The organism is Niallia yueguangensis (assembly GCF_052663115.1).
This window is the reverse complement of record NZ_JBQTCX010000037.1, coordinates 1-18,439: the sequence shown is the minus strand read 5'-3', so window position 1 is coordinate 18,439 and position 18,439 is coordinate 1. Positions and strand designations below refer to the sequence as shown.

The following is an 18,439-nucleotide window of genomic DNA, read 5'->3' as shown; positions in this document are numbered from 1 at the left end:
ACGTGCAATGGCATCCTGTATCTATGATATCGAAAATAACTTCATTGTGAAAGCCCTAATTACAAATTGTAATGATAGTGAGCGTGCTGTCGCAGTAAAATTATTAGATAGTTTTAAAGCAATCCGTTCGAATCACGATCTATTTCTTTTTGATAGAGGGTATCCGTCCATCGATTTTTTTCATTATCTTATGGAGGCACAGGTAAAATTCATTGTTCGTACACCTATCCGTTATTATATGGCCACTATAAAACAATCGGAAACAGATCAAATCATTGAACTTAAACAGTGTGGAAAAAAAGGAAAAGTCATTCGTTTACGTGCCATTAGATTTACTTTGGAATCCGGTGAGGAAGAACTTCTCCTCACTAATATAGAAGAAGAACTGAGAATAGACGATTTTAAGGTCCTTTATTTTAAACGTTGGGGAATTGAAACAAAATATGATGAGTTAAAAAATAAGCTTCATATCCAAAAATTCACTGGCGATACAGTTTTATCTATTGAACAGGATTTTTATGCGACAATATTTCTCGCAAACATGGCCGCACTTGTAAAACAAGAAGCCGATGAAATAATTGCCAAAAAACAGAGGGGAAAGGAATTGAAATATGAATATACCGCCAATCAACGACTTTTAATAGGAAAGCTAAAAGATAATTTCATTCAATTAATGTTAGAAAAAAGTGTTAGAAGACGTAATAAGCTGTATAAAAAATACTGAATGAAATTCAAAGGAATCGAGTTCCTATAAGACCAGGTAGGAGTTTTAACCGTGTGAAAGGATTACGAGCTAATAGAAATGGATTGATTCAAAAGTCCGCTTTTTAAAGGTTTGATTCATGAAAATAGAATGCCAAGGGAGGGTGAAAAAAATTACATTTCATCCGCCCGGGCATCCTATTGCCTTTTTTATGATCCTATTTATGGGATACCCTTTATTTAAAAGAAATACCTCAATTGTTTGGAGAGGTGTCCGCTCGACTCCTACGGGATTAGCGAGAAAGACGAGACCCCACAGGAGCAAAGCGACGAGGAGGCTCGGCGCTCGCCCCGTGGAAAGCGAGCGGTAAGCCTCGGAGAACAGAACGGAAACCCTTACTTCCTATTTAGTTGCTTATTTTCCTTTTTTTTGAAGTTTAGATTGATGACATTGGGACTGAAGGGGCTTTGACTTATCGTAGGGAGAAGGCCTGAAGTACGATAGGCGATAGGCGCTGGAACTAGGCAGTTATCTAACTTAAAACTTATAAAATCTGATACTAGAACAAAAAATGTCCTGAAAGCGAGCACTTGTAGATCGCCTTCAGGACATTTTAGTTGCATTTTTTACTTTTTCTCTTCGTTTATTTTATTCACAACATGGTTAGCAATCGTTTTGCTTACCAATTGCAGCATCTCATTTACTTCCGCTTGTGATTGTTTAAATTCATTCACAATCGGCAATTCATCAATTTCTTGTTGAAGCGCATTAATTTTTGCTTCTGTTTCTTTTAAAGCTGAAAATTTTCCATAATGCTGCAAATTAACTGCTTGTTTCTGCAGTTTTTTTATTTGCGCAATTTTGTCATTCACTTTTGCATTTTGGTTAATTTGCTGCTCTGCCCTTTTATAAAAATCGACTTCTTCTGTTTGGCGAATCATTTTGGCAAGCTGTTCTGTACGATGAATAATTTCTTCACGTGTAAATTTTGCCATTAGTTTGCCTCAACAGCTTCTAATACCTCAATCATTTCTCCGTTTAATGACCATGTTTTTGCATCCGTAATTTTCACCGATACTAATTTGCCGATTGCAGATTTTGGTCCAACAAAGTTCACTAATTTATTTTTACGAGTATATCCTGCAAGAACATCTGGGTTGTTTTTACTTTCTCCTTCAACCAATACTTCTACGATTTGGTCTTGATATCCTTTCATTGCTTGTGCTGACTTTTCATTGACAAGAGCGTTTAATCGCTGCAGACGCTCTTTCTTCACTTCCATTGGCACATTATCTTGCATCTTCGCAGCAGGTGTTCCTTCACGTGGTGAATAAATAAACGTATACGCAGCTTCAAACCCAACTTCTTTATATAATGATAAAGTTTCTTCAAACTGCTCGTCTGTTTCATTTGGATACCCAACAATAATATCGGTTGTTAATGTTAAATTGGGAATTGCCGCCTTCATTTTGCGAACCAACTCTAAATATTGCTCTCTTGTGTATTTTCGAGCCATTATTTTTAACACGTCGGTAGAACCGGACTGAACTGGCAAATGAATATGCTCCACTAAATTGCCGCCTTTACCTAGCACTTCAATTAAATGATCATCAAAGTCACGAGGATGACTCGTTGTAAAACGAACGCGAGGAATATCAATTTTGCGCATTTCATCCATTAAATCACCTAAACGGTAGTTGATATCTGTAAAGTCTTTTCCATAAGCATTTACATTTTGTCCAAGCAAAGTGATTTCTTTATAGCCTTGTGCCGCTAATTGACGCACTTCTTGAATAATATCTTCTGGGCGTCTGCTGCGTTCTTTTCCGCGTGTAAATGGCACGATGCAATACGTACAGAATTTATCACAACCATACATAATGTTCACCCAAGCTTTAATTTTCCCGTTGCGGACTTTCGGAAGATTCTCAATAACATCTCCTTCTTTAGACCATACTTCAACGACCATTTCTTTCGACATATACGCTTCTTGTAAAATATTTGGCAAGCGGTGGATATTATGCGTTCCAAAAATCATATCTACTTGGTTGTACGTTTTTAAAATTTTGTTCACAACGGATTCTTCCTGAGACATACATCCGCATACCCCTAATAATAGGTCTGGCTTTTGCGTTTTTAAATGTTTTAAATGACCTAATTCACCAAATACTTTGTTTTCCGCATTTTCACGAATCGCACATGTATTTAATAAAATAACATTTGCATCATTTACACTGTCTGTTGGTTCATAACCAAGCGCAAGAAAAATTCCTGCCATTACTTCTGTATCATGTTCGTTCATTTGACAGCCAAATGTCCGTATATAGAACTTGCGCCCTTCTCCCATTCCACGAAATTGTTCTGAGATAGTGAAATCTTTATCGTAACGGATTTCTTCTTTCCCTCTTTTTTTTGCATCTTTTAACGAAGGCGCTGTATATACTGTTTCAAAATATTTGCTATAATCCTTGACGGATTTTTTGTCCGAAGAATTACCATTCTCTACTTGTTGACTTTCTAATCGTTGTTTTTCATTCATTTATACTACTCCTCTCTTACCGATGAGTTTACTCTTCATCCATAAGTTTTTTCAAATAAATATCCTTTTTATTTAGCAACTTTTATGCTTTTTTGACAGTTTTACATTATATTAGTATAAGCGTTTGTGCAGGTGAAAACAATAGCTACATTTGGAAGGGATGTTTCTATCTGCGCGTTCGATTACTATAACTCTTTATCATATTTTTATATAAAAACTTTTCTACTTGGTTAGAACTATAGTATTTCGTTAATTCTTCCATAAGCTGAGGATAATCAAAAACGCTCTGCAATTCTTTCACAGCATGTGTTGTTCCGTCAAAATCAGACCCAAATCCTACATGATTTTCTCCACCGAGTGAACAAATATATTCCAAATGCCTCAATATATCAGTCATACTTGCTGACGCAGTACCGCTTAAAAATTCAGGTACAAAGGTAATGCCTATCACACTATTGATGTCAATTAATGCTTTGATTTGATCATCCCGTAAATTACGTGGATGCGGGCAAAGTGTATACGCATTAGAATGAGACGCATATGGGAAGTTGGCAAGCTCTATTACATCCCAAAATCCTTGTTCAGATAAATGCGACACATCACACCAACATTGCTGTCTATTTAATTGTTTTACTACTTCTCTGCCGAATAAAGATAAACCAGCCCCTCTTGGCTCTAATGCACCATCTGCAACCGCATTGGCATAATTCCAAGTAAGACCGACTGCTGTCACGCCTAAGCGTAATAAAGTTTTTAGCTTTCCAATATCACTTCCAATCGCGTCACAGCCTTCTAATGTTAAAATCGCTCCTATTTCATTTGCAGCTAATGCAGCAGCATCCTTTTGTGACTGAACAAGCTTCATTTGTGGAAAGGCTTTTAAGATTTTTTCATAAAAAATGTCGACCATTTTTAAGGCCGCTTGAAATCGCATATCTGGATATACTGATTCTGGAATATAAATAGCAAAGGATTGAATTTTTGCCCCGCTTTTTTCTAAACCTTTAAAGGTCACTTGTAATTTATCACTATCGTAAAAATCAATCTGTTGGTCTAAAAACATTTTATACAATACATCACAGTGCCCATCAAAAAAATACAGAAATACCATCTCCTATTATGAAATATCCTTCTTATTATATAATTTAATCATTAAAAAAGAACCTGATAGCAGCTGCTTTCAGGTTTGTTCCCTTATTTTCACCTATATTGATCCTTCTTCTATTTATATATAAAATTCGAAGAAAAGAAACCTCTACAAGGGAATATAAGTTACTAGAAAAATAGTAATAGATTTTAGATTACATTTCTTTTATACTTTTACCAATCTTATCTAGGCTCCACAATGAGCTTAATGGCTGTTCGTTCTTCCCCGTCAATAACAATGTCGGTGAAGGCCGGGATGCAAATTAAATCAACGCCGCTAGGTGCTACAAACCCTCTTGCAATAGCTACTGCTTTAACCGCTTGATTTAATGCACCTGCACCAATAGCTTGGATTTCTGCTCCACCTCTTTCTCGTAGAACACCAGCAAGCGCACCAGCTACAGAATTGGGACTAGACTTTGCTGAAACCTTTAATATCTCCATTTCTAGCTCCTCCTTGTTTAACCCCCCCGCATGACTCACTAATTGTGAGAACATATCAGGAATATATATCATTCCATTGTTACTATATTCCACTTTTAAAACACATATTCCAGCTTGGACATAAAAAACTTGAAAACTGCGTTTTTTAGATGTTATGAATTGATGCTGGTCTTCGTTTTCTCTTCGTCCAATGGATTTCTCCCTTTATCCAGCTACTTCCTCCTCCTATTTTTTATGTAGATAGACATAAGCAAGAACAAAAGCGTAAGCGCCTTGAACAGCTCTGAAGAAAAATGTTCACATGACTCAAAAAGTGCTTTTTACTTTTAGAGGCATGGGGTTATTTTTCACAAGAGCTAGGCGCTGGAGCTAGATGCGGACCCAACCACTAAATTATCCAGAACTCCGTTTCGTTTATAATTCCTATAAAATAAAAAAACTTCACCACATTTGAATAGTTGTATGCACTATCCGATGTGGTGAAGTGAGAAAAACTTTTATGAATAAAATGGATGATCGTCATTGATAAGAATTCGATCGATCTTTTTTGCTTTACCTGTTTTTTTATCTACCTCAATTATACAAGCACTTAATTGTGATCTTCCTGATTTTGGCGGTTCAAACCTAGTTGGAAGATTTGTTAAGAAACGATGTAATACTGCTTCTCTTTCCATGCCCAATATGCCATCGTATGGTCCAGTCATGCCTACATCTGACATAAATGCCGTTCCTTGCGGCAGAATGCGATTATCAGCGGTTTGTACATGTGTATGTGTTCCAACAACTGCTGTTACTTTTCCATCTAGATACCATGCTATCGCTTGCTTTTCACTCGTTGCTTCTCCATGAAAATCAACAAAGATAATATCCGTTCTCTTTTTCGCTTCTGCCACCAATTCATCTGCTTTTATAAAAGGATCATCACTTGGATTCATAAACGTTCTTCCTTGCAGATTGATAATCGCAACTTCTATGTCGTTAATCTTCACAAAGACCATGCCTTTTCCTGGATTGTTTTCTGAAAAATTTGCAGGTCTAACTAAGTACTTCGCTGAGTCTATAAATTCAAAGATTTCTCGATTATCCCATGTGTGGTTTCCTAATGTTACTGCTTGTGCTCCCACTTCTAAAAAACCACGGTAAATTTTTTCTGTAATACCCTTTCCACCAGCAGCATTTTCTCCATTAATAATGGTTACTTGGGGACGATATTTTTCCTTTAACTTAGGTACGTATTCCTTGATCATGTCCCTTCCCATTGAACCGACAACATCACCTATAAATAAAATATGCATAACTTTTTCCTTTCTTTTCTTAACATGAATTACAATTAGTTTAACATATGGCTAAACGAATTGTGAAAATCAACAGCCTTTTCAACCGCTCCCAAATTTATAGAATTGAATGGCATGTTATATATAAGCTAAATAAAGATTATCATGTGCAAAATAAAAACGGTGCAAATGCACCGTTTATTTTGCGTATTCAACAGCTCTTGTTTCACGAATGACCGTCACTTTAATATGACCTGGATAATCTAATTCTTCTTCGATTTTTTTGCGAATATCTCTTGCTAATCGATGCGATTCTAAATCATCCACAAGATCTGGTTTTACCATAATTCGAATTTCTCGGCCTGCTTGAATTGCAAATGATTTTTCTACTCCATCATAAGATTCGGAAATCTCTTCTAACTTTTCAAGACGACGAATATAGTTTTCCAATGTTTCTCTTCGTGCGCCAGGTCTTGCAGCGGAAAGTGCATCTGCTGCAGCCACAAGAACAGCTATGATAGAAGTTGGTTCCGTATCACCGTGATGGGAAGCAATGCTATTAATAACTACAGGATGTTCCTTGTATTTAGTAGCAAGCTCTACACCGATTTCCACATGACTTCCTTCTACTTCATGATCAATTGCTTTTCCAATATCATGAAGCAAACCGGCTCTGCGTGCAAGTGTTTCGTCTTCTCCTAGCTCAGCAGCTAACATACCAGACAATTGCGCTACTTCCATACTATGTTTCAGAACATTTTGTCCATAACTAGTTCTAAATTTCAAACGCCCAAGAATTTTAATTAAATCTGGATGAAGAGCATGTACACCTACTTCAAAAGTAGTTTGTTCTCCGATTTCTCGAATATGTTCATCTACTTCGCGACGAGCTTTATCGACCATTTCTTCGATTCTTGCAGGATGGATTCTTCCATCTTGAACAAGTTTATCTAATGCCAGTCTAGCAGTTTCTCTTCTAATCGGATCAAATCCAGACAGAATGACTGCTTCTGGTGTATCATCGATAATCAAGTCAATTCCAGTTAATGTTTCAAGGGTACGAATATTACGGCCTTCTCTCCCAATGATTCGACCTTTCATCTCATCATTCGGCAAGTTTACAACAGAAACAGTCGTTTCTGCCACATGATCAGCCGCACATCGTTGGATAGCAAGTGACAAAATTTCCTTTGCCTTTTTGTCTGCTTCTTCTTTTGCTCTAGTGTCACTTTCTTTAATCATTACTGCGATATCATGAGCAACTTCTTGCTCTGTTCGCTCTAAAATGATGGACTTCGCCTCTTCTCGAGTTAAGCCCGAAATGCGCTCTAGTTCAGTCTGCTGTTTACGAACCATCTCGTCCACTTTGCTTTCCATCTCTTCCATATGCTGTTGTCTTTTATTAAGAGAATCGTCCCTCTTTTCTAACATTGTTTCACGTTTATCTAAAGCTTCTGCTTTACGATCAAGGTTCTCTTCTTTTTGCAATAAACGATTTTCTTGTTTTTGTAGTTCATTTCTTCGATCACGAACTTCAAGTTCTGCTTCACTTCGAAGCTTGTGAATCTCATCCTTTGCTTCCAACAAAGCTTCTTTTTTTAATGCTTCTGCTTCACGTTTTGCATTTTCAACCAATTGTTCAGCAGTAACAGTCGCACTATTAATTTTTGCATTTGCATTGGATTTACGAATCAAATATACAACAAAGCCAACAACGGCAATTACGATTAGGCCAAGCAAAATGGAGATGAGTATAGTTGGATCCATCATTTTCACCTCCTCTTGCTATGAACTTGTGTTTGTTACGATTTTAAAAGTATTGGCTTAAAGAGGATGTTCATAAAGGCACCCAACTAAAGCTGCTAATCTCTTCGTTGGCTTACTTCTAGTTTGTTACCTTTTTGAACACACATTTAAAGTGTTTTTTTCTACAAAGCCGCAAATGGTTTCTAGGTTTCTCATACTCATAAAAATGTAAAATATACAATTTTATTGTATAGTTGTGCCAATTCATTGTCAAGAGCTTGAATGAAGACGTTTGTCTCTATTTTCCATTATGTGAACTACTAAACAAACTTTTTTTTGCTTGCTCTTCATTTAATATACTACGCAAGGAAAAAAACTCTATATTTCGTCACGATTCGGTGCTATAAGATGGATATACATCTGATTGATTTTATAAGAAATGATGATGCAGAAAAAGAGAGGATGTTTCTCCCCTCTTTTCTACAAACCATTACTCTATTAACTCTAGTGATTCTTGCTCATCGTCTGAATTTTTTAAGACCACTTCTTTATCCAATCCATAGTGATCTCGAATTTTCTGTGCAATTTCGTTGCGCAATTCCGTGTTTTCTTTTAAAAATTGTTTAGCATTTTCCCGGCCTTGCCCTAATCTTTCATCATTATAAGAATACCATGATCCACTCTTTTGCACGATATCTAATTCAGAACCAAGATCGATGATTTCTCCTTCTTTAGAGATTCCTTCTCCGTACATAATATCTACTTCTGCTACTCGAAATGGTGGAGCTACTTTATTTTTTACGATTTTAATTTTTGTTTTGTTTCCTACCATATCAGTGCCTTGCTTTAACGTTTCCGCACGGCGAACTTCTAAGCGAACAGTTGAATAGAATTTTAGGGCACGTCCGCCAGGCGTTGTTTCTGGATTACCGAACATAACTCCAACTTTTTCACGAATTTGGTTAATAAAGATCGCGATTGTTTTTGATTTATTAATAGCACCGGAAAGTTTACGAAGAGCTTGTGACATTAAACGGGCTTGTAAACCGACATGAGAATCACCCATTTCCCCCTCAATTTCCGCTTTTGGTACAAGTGCTGCAACCGAGTCAATAACAAGAATATCTACTGCACCACTTCTTACTAGTGCCTCTGCAATTTCTAACGCCTGTTCTCCTGTATCTGGTTGGGAAAGCAATAATTCATCTATATTAACACCTAATTTTTGCGCATATACCGGATCTAATGCGTGCTCTGCATCAATAAATGCCGCTTGGCCGCCTTTTGCTTGAACTTCTGCAATAGCATGCAGGGCAACAGTTGTTTTACCTGAACTTTCAGGACCATATATTTCAATAATGCGGCCTCGTGGATATCCGCCTACACCAAGTGCTGCGTCCAATGCTAATGAACCACTAGGAACAGTTGATACTACCCTGTCTGTTTGTTCTCCTAGTTTCATAATACTACCTTTGCCGAATTGTTTTTCAATTTGTTTTAACGCCATTTCTAACGCAGCTTGACGATCGCTCAAAAACATTCTCCTCCTTTTATCTATAAAAATGAACCGTTTTATTGGAAATGAAGCAGATTCATTTGTTGTTCAAGAATATATATTAAATATACTCTTTCTGATTGCATTTGTCGAGCAAAAACAGAACATTTATTCGTTTTTTTTATTTTCTAACTACCATACGATAGAGAAGATACGATGCACTGACGGCAGCAATCGATACAATTGCTTTTATAACATTACTCTGCCAATGCTTTTAATAGAAAATAGTGGCCGTAATTAACCGTTCTTTTTCTAATTGCTTCCCTGGAGCCAGCAAGTAAGAGCGTTTCGACTGTTGTCGGTCTACCTTTTATCGCCATTCCAATATAAACGGTGCCAACTGGTCTTCCTTCTATTTCCTGTGGTCCGGCAACACCAGTAAAACTTATGCCAATATCAGCGTTTAATAGATTTGCCACATTTTCAGCAAGCTCTTTTGCACAATTTTCACTTACCGCGCCATCTTGTTCTAGCGTGCTTTCTTTTACATGGAGAATATGCTGTTTTACCTCGTTTGCATAACATACAACTCCTCCTTGGAAAATGGTGCTCGCGCCTGAAATAGAGGTGATAGCTTGCTGAAACATACCGCCTGTTAAGCTTTCGGCTGCTGCAATTGCTAATCCTTTTTCCAGTAGCTTTTTTGTAAGCTCTTTAACGAGCGTCGTATCATCATACCCATAAAAGTAGGGGCCGACACGATCGAATATTTTATTTTCTGTTTCCTTAATCAGCTTTTCTGCTTCTTCCATGGAATCATGTTTGCAAGTAATCCGAAGTGTAACTTCCCCATCTCCGGCTAAAGGAGCAATCGTCGGGTTTGTTTGCTCATCAATTAAATCTTCAATTTTCGTTTCTAGCAATGATTCGCCAATACCGAAGAAACGCAATACACGGGAAAGAATGAATTGTTTATTTGTTTGTTTAGCTTGCAGAGCAGGATATCCATAGTTTAAAAACATCGGCTGCATTTCTTTTGGTGGACCAGGAAGAAGCATATAATGATTGTTATTTTGTGATAAAAACATTCCTGGGGCCATGCCAAAATCATTAGATAAAACCTTACATTCTTCGAGTACAAGCGCCTGTTTTTTATTATTTTCTGTCATCTGTCTATTCGTTCGATCAAAATATTGTTGAATAGAAGAAAGCGCTTCTTGATCAAACACTAAGTTTTTTCCTAAATGCTTAGCAATCGTTTCTTTCGTTAAATCATCCTTTGTTGGACCGAGCCCCCCTGTAAAAATCAACAAATCAGATCTTGCTTCTGCAATTTTTACTGCTTCTTCTAAACGATGAGGATTATCTCCAACAACGGTATGATAAAAAACATTCACTCCCAATTCTGCTAATTGTTTGGATATAAACTGGGCATTTGTGTTGGCAATTTGTCCAAGTAATAACTCTGATCCGACAGCAATGATCTCTGCATTCATCTTTTTCTTCCCCTTCCCTATTCCAAACGAAATCGAAAAAACTTCATTGTATGTATATAAGAAGAACGGGATATATCATCACCGTTCAAGCCAAATTTATTTATAGAGTATTATGTTAAAAATTTTGGTTCTGTTAAAGATGCCTGTTGATTTCCGCTCCAATCAACAAAGTATCAAAATCAACAATTAGCTTTAACACGACCCAAATTTTAAAACTATTTTGACGAAACAAACGCTTGTTTATTTTTCGCAAAATAGTCCCATCCAGACCAAATCGTGAAAATTAACGCAATCCATAATGCAATGTCTGCAAAGGGAATGGAGCCAAGTTCAAAAATCATATTATGTAAAAGTAAAACAGAAATAGCAATAATTTGCGCCCATGTTTTTATTTTTCCAAGCATGTTTGCTGCAACCACTTCTCCACCGCCTGCTAATACGAGACGCAAACCAGTTACGGCAAATTCTCTGCTTATAATAACAATCGTAATCCAAGCAGGTGCTAAATGAAAATTTACTAGTACAATAAGAGCAGCAGAAACTAATAGTTTATCCGCAAGAGGATCTAGAAATTTCCCTAGATTCGTTACTAAATTATATTTTCTTGCATAATATCCATCAATCCAATCCGTTGTAGATGCAATAATAAAGATAAGAGCACCGATAAAATGAGCCACAGGCAGTGTTACACCTAAAAGCGTCATATTTCCCCATGAAAATTCAACCAGCATAACAACTAAAAAAACAGGGATTAAAAAAATACGTGAAATGGTTATTTTATTTGGTAAATTCATCTGACTTTCCTCCGATTTTATTAAGAAAAGCGCAGGCGCCTTGCTCAGCCCCGAAGAAAAATGTTCATTTAACTCAAAAAGTGCTTTTTACTTTTAGAGGAAAAGGGTTATTTTTCACAGGGGCTGGCTGCCTGCGCTAGACACTCGTCTAAGTTGAAAATTTTATACTTCTTCCTATAGAACAAACAGTCGTCATCATCAATAAATAATAGTTTAAAACATTAATATTATAACCTAAAGCAAAAGAAAAAAGCGAAAAACAGCCATCTAAACGATGAGACAGCTAACGGATAAACATATTTTTTTCGAAGCTCACTGAAAACATGGGTGATTCTGCTAAAGAAAAACATGGTCACTCCATTTGAATGCTACCGAATATAATCTTGTTTATCCACAAACTGAACAATCGAAATAATGACTATTCATTCCCCTTATCATAACGAATAGTAATGTCTTGGCGAACAGTTGTTGGAGAAGGAGGTACAGCAAATTCTACTTTTTCATCATTTACGTACATTTCCGTTTCACTTGAATTTCCGACAACAATCACTGCTTCCGTTTCTTTTGAAAAGTCAACTGATTTGGTTTCTGTTTCCCCTTTTTTCAAAATTCCTTGAAAAAAAGAATAACCTTTCCCATTCTTAATATCTACCCATGTTGTTCCGGTAGATACAATCTTTAATTGAAATTTTTCTGCGTTTTTTAATTCATACTCCGTGTTTCGTCCTTCTGTTTTTACAACAGCCACTTCTTGTTTAGGTGTTTCCTCTTCTTCTACAGCTGTCTCTTCTTTTGCGTCCTTATTTGGCTCATTATTTGTGTCTGTTTTCTTCTCTTTTTCTGCTTCTTTTAATTTATCTGATTCTTCATAAACAGCATCATTGCTTTTATTCCCTTTAGGAGGAGGAGTTGAACTATTTCCTTTCACTAAATACCAGACTAGAAAGATTACACCAATAACTAAAATACTGATTAATATAGTCGGTAGAATATCCAATATTTTCGAACTGCCTGCTGCCATTGTTTTTCTAGACGTTACTCTTGAAAGCTGTTCTGGTATTTCATCATTAATGGAAGAAGGAACCTCTCCTTTAAATTCTTCAAAGATTTCCTCTGGGGACAAGTCAACAGCTTCTGCATATTGCTTGATAAATGCACGAGTATAAAACTTCCCAGGCATCATGCTATAGTTTCCTTCTTCTATACCTACTAAATAACGGATTTGAATCTTTGTAACTTCTTGCAATTCCTCTAAACTAAATCCTTTTGCCAATCTTGCTTCTTTTAAACGATTGCCTAATTCACTCAAAATAACACCTTCCAACTAACTAAAAATCAAAACCTTCAAAATCATTTCCTAACAGGAATGCATTTCTTTTTCTTACATCATATTCAATTACTTCATCAGGCTCATGTCTTAACTCAATAATATAATCGAAGTCATCTATTGAATATTCTGAAGCCTGAATAAACGCATCCGGATGCTCCACCACTTTTACAGCTGGTACTTGCATAATCTCTCGTACTAATTGCCAATGTTTTTCATTCATTTGTTTGGATGAAACGATCCCATCTATTATAAAAAGATTCTGTTCATTATACTCATCTTGAATAAACGAATTTCTAATGGTTTGTTTTAATAAAGTAGAACTTACTAACAGCCATCTTTTATTTGCACAAACACTTGCTGCAACAATTGATTCTGTTTTACCTACTCTAGGCATGCCTCTAATTCCAATTAATTTATGACCTTCTAACTTAAACAATTCTGCCATAAAATCTACTAATAAACCTAATTCATCTCTTACAAACCGAAACGTTTTTTTATCATCTGCATCTCTTTGTATGTATCGACCGTGCATGACAGCTAAACGATCTCTTAGTTTCGGAACACGAAGTTTAATGATGTTTATCGTATCCATTGTATATAAAATAGATTCTAATCGTTTAATTTGCTCATCCGAATTTGCAAGCATCAATAAACCGCGCCTGCCATCATCAACCCCATTTATCGTTACTATATTGATTGATAACATTCCTAATAAGGAAGAAATATCACCTAATAGCCCAGGGCGGTTTTTTTGAATTTCATATTCTAAGTACCATTCTTTTTTTTTCAAAAAAATCCTCCTGCGAAAAATCTCATTTTTTGCTTTTTTTCTTATTTCTTTATAATAAAGGAAAGTAGGAAAAGATGAAAGGGAAACCAATGAAAAAATAGACCTGCTTGCAACCATTTTTTAAAAAAAGGCTATGTTAAAGCTCATTGTTGATTTTAGCACGATGTTGATTGGAGTGGAAGGCGTGAGACTCCTGCGGGAAAAGCGAGTCAGAGGGAGACACCATAGGCGCACAGCGTCGAGGAGGCTCCCGGACCGCCCGCGGAAAGCGAACGCTATCACTGCAATCAACAGGCAAGTTTAACAGAGCCTTAAAAAAGAAAAAAGGCAGCACAACAATAAAGTGATCTTTACAAACTTAACATGAACAAGACCTATTTCTTGTATTTGTTTGTTGTTCACTTTATTTTGATGCCACCTCTTTTTTATAAATCGTCGGTTACTTAGTTTGTACCATTATTTTGTACAAGCTTAACCATCATACTTGCAATAGCATGCTGTTCTTCTGTTGATGCAACAGACCAAAGATCGGAAAGCATTTTTTCATGGTCATTTTTTGGTTTTACTTGATTGGATAAATAATCGCCAATTTGGAACGCTAAATCGCCAATTACTTGTTCAGTCATTCCTTCATTTTGGGCATGATGCAAGCGATCTGCTAAAAAATCTTTCCATTGATCCCAGTTTTCCAATATAGTCATACGAAATACCCCTTTCTATTTTTCTAAAGTGTATTACGTAGTTATTTTGCATGGGTGGACATAAAAATATTCATCATCCTCATTGAAAATACACAAAAGTCGATCATTTGCCATATATTCATTAGCTAGAAGCTTCCTGTTAAACAGTCCAGCCTCCATTAACGGATAAAACTTGCCCCGTAATGTACGACGATTTTTCGGATAACAAAAATAACACACTTTCTGCTATTTCGTTTGGATGACAAAGTCTTCCCATTGGAATATCTTCTATTATCGCTGTTGTTTCTTCCAAATCGAAACGATGAAGCATATTTGTATCTACCGCTCCAGGAGCTATGGCGTTAACACGAATTCCGTTTAATGCTAACTCTTTGCTTAGCGCTTTTACAAACGATATTTGTGCACCTTTAACGGTAGAATAAGCCACTTCCATGCTTGCCCCAATTTGCCCCCATATAGAAGAGACAACAACAATATTACCTGATTGTTTGGAAAGCATTTTCGGTAAAAGCTCTCTCGTTAAACACATGATGGAGGAAACATGTATATGCCATAACTCATCTAACTCGATATCTTTTAAGTCTGTAAAAAGACCGTATGACCCGATTCCACTTGTATGTACAATGCCATCAATTGAAAAAACAGCGTCTACGATTTTTTTATACGCGTCTTTTTTTCGTAAATCGGCTTGAATTGGCATATATTCTTGCCCAAATGGTTCTAGCTCTTTTAGCAAGTTTTTTATCCCCTGTTCATTTTGATTATAATGTAAATACAACGAATATCCTTTTTTGGCCAAAAGGTGAGCGACTGCTCGTCCTATCCCGCCTGTAGCTCCTGTTATTAATATATATTTCCCCAAAAGAATCCTCCATTTCAATCTATTCACTCCGATAAATAAACAGACACAACAAGAAAAACCCTTATTGTGTCCTTTAGTCTATCATTTTGGCACTACTTGACATACAGTGATACGCTCTTCCTCGATAAGACGTTTCGCAGCAGCACTTATATCCTCTATTGTAATTTTTTCAATGGTAGGAACCACATCGAATAAATTCATTCCATTAAAAGAATATCTTGTAAACTGGTTGGCAATATACTCCGGTGAATTGACCGCACGAAGAAACGCACCAATTTTTTTCTTCTTTGTTCTTTCTAATGTTTCTTGTTTAAAATCATCAGATAAAGCAGCAGTCAACATTTCCTTAATCGTATCTGCCAATTTATCTGGGTCACTCGTATCCCCGCCTATCATCGCGAAACCAAATCCGTTTTCTTGTGTATAATCATAAGAGAACGTATCGTCAATCAAGCCAGATGAAAATAATGTTTGATAGTTTTCAGAACTATTGCTGAATAAAAGATCCAACAGTATATTAATGGATAATTCATTTTTAAGCATTTCTGCACCAGATTGATTGACATCGATTGCTTTGATTCCTACTAAACATTTGGAGCCATGGACATTCATTTTAAGCACTTGTTTTTTCTCATTGACTTCTTTCGGCTCTTCAGCAAATTTACGTTTAAGTTCACTATGCTTTGTATAATCTTTTTTCTGCTGATTTGCTTTTATTTTTTCCATATATTCTTTTGCATCAACCGGACCAACGATGAATAGCAGCATATTACTAGGATGATAAAAAGTATGATAGCATTCATACAGCATATCTTTCGTAATATGGGAGATGGATTCAATAGTTCCAGCAATATCAATTTTGACAGGATGGTTCACATACATATTTTGAATCAGCCCGAAATACAGACGCCAATCTGGGTTATCATCATACATCGTTATTTCTTGCCCGATAATCCCTTTTTCCTTTTCGACTGTTTTTTCGGTAAAATAAGGATCCTGTACAAAATTAATTAGTGTTTCTAAGTTATTTTCTACATTGGATGTGCTCGAAAATAAATACGCTGTTCTTGTAAAAGAAGTAAAAGCATTTGCTGACGCACCATGTTTGCTGAAATCTTGAAACACATCTCCATCTTCTTTTTCAAAAAGTTTATGCTCTAAAAAATGAGCAATTCCATCAGGAACCTTCGTATAATCAGAACCATCTAAAGGGATAAAAGTATTATCAACCGAACCATAATTTGTAGTGAATGTACAAAATGTTTTATTAAATCCTTTTTTCGGTAGAATATATACCTTTAAGCCATTATCAAGCTGTTCATAATAAAGATCTTCTTGCAGCTGTTCAAAAGATATTTTCTCCATTATGCATTCCCCTCCGATCCTGTTAAAAAATAGACGGTGTCTAGTTCAATTTTATTGGAAACATTTTGTATTTGCTCTTTGGACACTTTGCTGATGCTTTGGAGCCATTCTGACATCTCAACATTCACCTGACTTACAGCATTGTGATAAAATACTTCCACCATTCCTCTTGAAGTATCCAATGTTTCTAGCATCTGGTTATGGATAACCGCTTTTGTTTGTTTGATTTCCTCTTCTGTAAATTCGCCTTTTTTCATTAACTCCAACTGCTCATTAATTATCGTTACTGCTTTTTGATAATTTTGCTGGTCAATTCCAGACATCACAAGCAGGAGTCCTTTATGGCTTTCCAAGCGACTTGCTGCATAGTAGGCTAAGCTTTCTTTTTCTCTGACATTAATGAATAATTTGGAATGAGAAAACCCTCCAAATATTCCATTAAAAACTTGCAGTGCAAAATAATCGTCGTCTCCATACAAAACATTTGTGCGATAACCGATGTTTAATTTTCCTTGCTTAATATCTTGCTCTTCTCGAATTTCCTTTTCCTTCTCTACCTTATGTTCTGCAGCAAGCTCTACTGTTTTAATTTCCCGTTTTTCAAATGGAAATAACGAGTCTACAAAGGAAGCAACATCCTCATCTTCGATATCTCCAACAACATATACATCAATTTGATCTTCGTTTAGTGCTTTTTCATAATAAGTATATAAATCGGAAGGGGTTATCGAGTCTACTGCTTCTTTTTCACCATTCACTCCAAGTGCATATGCTTCCCCTTTGCACATTTCTTGAATTAAACGAAAATTAGAATAACGCATTTTATCATCAAAAACGGCTTGGATTCTTTGCTTTAAAGCCCTTTTTTCATTTTCTACAGTAGAAGAATCAAATGCACTGTCTGTTGCTTTTGGATGAAAAATAATCTCTGCTAAAAATTCAATTCCTTTTTTTAATAAAGGGGTCGGATCGGAAAGAAATTTTTCATTGGCAATTTCTAAAGAAAAAGAAATAATATGATACTCCCCTTTTTTTGATAAATCAACAAAAAATGTAGCACCATATAACTCTTCTAAGTAGGATCGCAATTCAGTAGTAGTGTTATATTTAGATGAACTATTTTGCAAAACATACGGCAATAGTGCACGTTTTGTAACATCTTCTTTTCGAATAGGAGATTTCCATTTTATTGTAATGCTATTCGTTTTAAATTTTTCGGTTTTAACGGTATGTAAATTAAAACCATTATATTGTTTGACTTGTTCTGCAGCAACGCTCATAACATTCCTCCTAAGTACATCATTTCTAAAACGAAGGTAAAAACCTACTAAATAGTATTCTCTCTTTTATTCATGATATTCTAACTATAACGGTCTTACTCTTCCTTTTTCAAGTTATAGACAATGAAGAGTTAGAATTTATTTCCTAAAGGTTGTTTTCGTAACCCGCAGCATGAATACACTTCGCTTTCCGTGGGCGAGCGTCGAGCCTCCTCGTCGCTATGCTCCTGTGGGGTCTCGTCTTTCTCGCTTTTCCCGCAGGAGTCTACGTGTATTCAGGCTGCTCAGTGCTTCAGCCATGTTTATTAATTTATTCAAAAACAACAAACTTTTAGAAAACAGCCTTCCTAAATAAGTGTAAAAACAAACTATAAAGCACTATCAATCGTTTTTTTTCATTAAAGCAGGCAAAGCTCCTGCCATATTTCATACAAAAAGCCTTTTCTTCCGGGTGAAGAAAAGGCTTTTTGTATG

At 36.1% G+C, this 18,439-nt stretch carries 16 protein-coding genes; 1 reads left to right on the top strand and 15 read right to left on the bottom strand.

Translation table 11 applies throughout. The features are described from left to right. Window positions 1–7 precede the first annotated feature (7 nt). Window positions 8–724, top strand: coding sequence for a transposase (locus ACTYA4_RS21275; protein WP_443481527.1), 717 nt, complete (start codon window positions 8–10; stop codon window positions 722–724). A gap of 605 nt (window positions 725–1,329) precedes the next feature. Here the strand turns inward: ACTYA4_RS21275 and ACTYA4_RS21270 are convergent. From ACTYA4_RS21270 to yfmF, 15 genes are all read right to left on the bottom strand, one after another. Beyond that, window positions 1,330–1,698 carry a YlbF/YmcA family competence regulator gene (locus ACTYA4_RS21270; protein ID WP_443481526.1) on the bottom strand — a complete coding sequence of 123 codons (369 nt, stop codon included), beginning with the start codon at window positions 1,696–1,698 and terminating at the stop codon, window positions 1,330–1,332. Continuing rightward, on the bottom strand, window positions 1,698–3,242 hold the full coding sequence (miaB, locus tag ACTYA4_RS21265; RefSeq protein WP_443481525.1) for a tRNA (N6-isopentenyl adenosine(37)-C2)-methylthiotransferase MiaB: 1,545 nt from the start codon (window positions 3,240–3,242) through the stop codon (window positions 1,698–1,700). Before miaB ends, ACTYA4_RS21270 begins: the two co-directional genes overlap by 1 nt. A gap of 166 nt (window positions 3,243–3,408) precedes the next feature. After that, complete coding sequence (locus tag ACTYA4_RS21260) at window positions 3,409–4,353, bottom strand: dipeptidase (protein WP_443481524.1); 945 nt, start codon at window positions 4,351–4,353, stop codon at window positions 3,409–3,411. 218 nt (window positions 4,354–4,571) lie between these two features. Continuing rightward, complete coding sequence (gene spoVS, locus ACTYA4_RS21255; protein WP_016201204.1) at window positions 4,572–4,832, bottom strand: stage V sporulation protein SpoVS; 261 nt, start codon at window positions 4,830–4,832, stop codon at window positions 4,572–4,574. 497 nt (window positions 4,833–5,329) lie between these two features. Further along, window positions 5,330–6,127, bottom strand: a complete 798-nt coding sequence (locus ACTYA4_RS21250; protein ID WP_443481523.1) for a TIGR00282 family metallophosphoesterase — start codon at window positions 6,125–6,127, stop codon at window positions 5,330–5,332. 177 nt (window positions 6,128–6,304) lie between these two features. Next, window positions 6,305–7,873 carry a ribonuclease Y gene (rny, locus tag ACTYA4_RS21245; protein ID WP_443481714.1) on the bottom strand — a complete coding sequence of 523 codons (1,569 nt, stop codon included), beginning with the start codon at window positions 7,871–7,873 and terminating at the stop codon, window positions 6,305–6,307. A gap of 469 nt (window positions 7,874–8,342) precedes the next feature. Next, the gene (recA, locus tag ACTYA4_RS21240) at window positions 8,343–9,386 is read right to left on the bottom strand and encodes a recombinase RecA (protein ID WP_443481522.1); all 1,044 of its coding nucleotides are present in this window, start codon (window positions 9,384–9,386) and stop codon (window positions 8,343–8,345) included. Window positions 9,387–9,604: 218 nt separating this feature from the next. Beyond that, on the bottom strand, window positions 9,605–10,843 hold the full coding sequence (locus ACTYA4_RS21235; protein ID WP_443481521.1) for a competence/damage-inducible protein A: 1,239 nt from the start codon (window positions 10,841–10,843) through the stop codon (window positions 9,605–9,607). Window positions 10,844–11,058: 215 nt separating this feature from the next. After that, entirely contained in the window at window positions 11,059–11,637 is a 579-nt protein-coding gene (gene pgsA, locus ACTYA4_RS21230; protein ID WP_443481520.1) for a CDP-diacylglycerol--glycerol-3-phosphate 3-phosphatidyltransferase, read from the bottom strand. A 418-nt stretch (window positions 11,638–12,055) separates the two neighbouring features. Continuing rightward, on the bottom strand, window positions 12,056–12,946 hold the full coding sequence (locus tag ACTYA4_RS21225) for a helix-turn-helix domain-containing protein (protein ID WP_443481519.1): 891 nt from the start codon (window positions 12,944–12,946) through the stop codon (window positions 12,056–12,058). Between the two features lie 19 nt (window positions 12,947–12,965). Then, window positions 12,966–13,757: a YmfK family protein gene (locus tag ACTYA4_RS21220; RefSeq protein ID WP_443481518.1), complete on the bottom strand. Its 792-nt coding sequence runs from the start codon at window positions 13,755–13,757 to the stop codon at window positions 12,966–12,968. A 443-nt stretch (window positions 13,758–14,200) separates the two neighbouring features. Then, a complete protein-coding gene (locus tag ACTYA4_RS21215; protein ID WP_443481517.1) occupies window positions 14,201–14,458 on the bottom strand; it encodes a DUF3243 domain-containing protein in 258 nt (85 codons plus the stop codon). Window positions 14,459–14,597: 139 nt separating this feature from the next. Then, the gene (ymfI, locus tag ACTYA4_RS21210) at window positions 14,598–15,320 is read right to left on the bottom strand and encodes an elongation factor P 5-aminopentanone reductase (protein WP_443481516.1); all 723 of its coding nucleotides are present in this window, start codon (window positions 15,318–15,320) and stop codon (window positions 14,598–14,600) included. Between the two features lie 81 nt (window positions 15,321–15,401). Continuing rightward, entirely contained in the window at window positions 15,402–16,685 is a 1,284-nt protein-coding gene (gene yfmH / locus ACTYA4_RS21205) for an EF-P 5-aminopentanol modification-associated protein YfmH (protein ID WP_443481515.1), read from the bottom strand. Then, window positions 16,685–17,965, bottom strand: coding sequence for an EF-P 5-aminopentanol modification-associated protein YfmF (yfmF, locus tag ACTYA4_RS21200; protein WP_443481514.1), 1,281 nt, complete (start codon window positions 17,963–17,965; stop codon window positions 16,685–16,687). The genes yfmH and yfmF overlap by 1 nt, the downstream gene beginning before the upstream one ends. Window positions 17,966–18,439: the final 474 nt, after the last annotated feature.

What these genes read in the sequence shown, in the direction of transcription:
- miaB (WP_443481525.1), bottom strand. Translation starts at nt 3,242, where the DNA reads ATGAATGAAAAACAACGATTAGAAAGTCAACAAGTAGAGAATGGTAAT.
- yfmH (WP_443481515.1), bottom strand. Translation starts at nt 16,685, where the DNA reads ATGGAGAAAATATCTTTTGAACAGCTGCAAGAAGATCTTTATTATGAA.
- ACTYA4_RS21270 (WP_443481526.1), bottom strand. Translation starts at nt 1,698, where the DNA reads ATGGCAAAATTTACACGTGAAGAAATTATTCATCGTACAGAACAGCTT.
- spoVS (WP_016201204.1), bottom strand. Translation starts at nt 4,832, where the DNA reads ATGGAGATATTAAAGGTTTCAGCAAAGTCTAGTCCCAATTCTGTAGCT.
- yfmF (WP_443481514.1), bottom strand. Translation starts at nt 17,965, where the DNA reads ATGAGCGTTGCTGCAGAACAAGTCAAACAATATAATGGTTTTAATTTA.
- ACTYA4_RS21250 (WP_443481523.1), bottom strand. Translation starts at nt 6,127, where the DNA reads ATGCATATTTTATTTATAGGTGATGTTGTCGGTTCAATGGGAAGGGAC.
- rny (WP_443481714.1), bottom strand. Translation starts at nt 7,873, where the DNA reads ATGGATCCAACTATACTCATCTCCATTTTGCTTGGCCTAATCGTAATT.
- pgsA (WP_443481520.1), bottom strand. Translation starts at nt 11,637, where the DNA reads ATGAATTTACCAAATAAAATAACCATTTCACGTATTTTTTTAATCCCT.
- ACTYA4_RS21275 (WP_443481527.1), top strand. Translation starts at nt 8, where the DNA reads ATGGCATCCTGTATCTATGATATCGAAAATAACTTCATTGTGAAAGCC.
- ACTYA4_RS21260 (WP_443481524.1), bottom strand. Translation starts at nt 4,353, where the DNA reads ATGGTATTTCTGTATTTTTTTGATGGGCACTGTGATGTATTGTATAAA.
- ACTYA4_RS21215 (WP_443481517.1), bottom strand. Translation starts at nt 14,458, where the DNA reads ATGACTATATTGGAAAACTGGGATCAATGGAAAGATTTTTTAGCAGAT.
- ACTYA4_RS21235 (WP_443481521.1), bottom strand. Translation starts at nt 10,843, where the DNA reads ATGAATGCAGAGATCATTGCTGTCGGATCAGAGTTATTACTTGGACAA.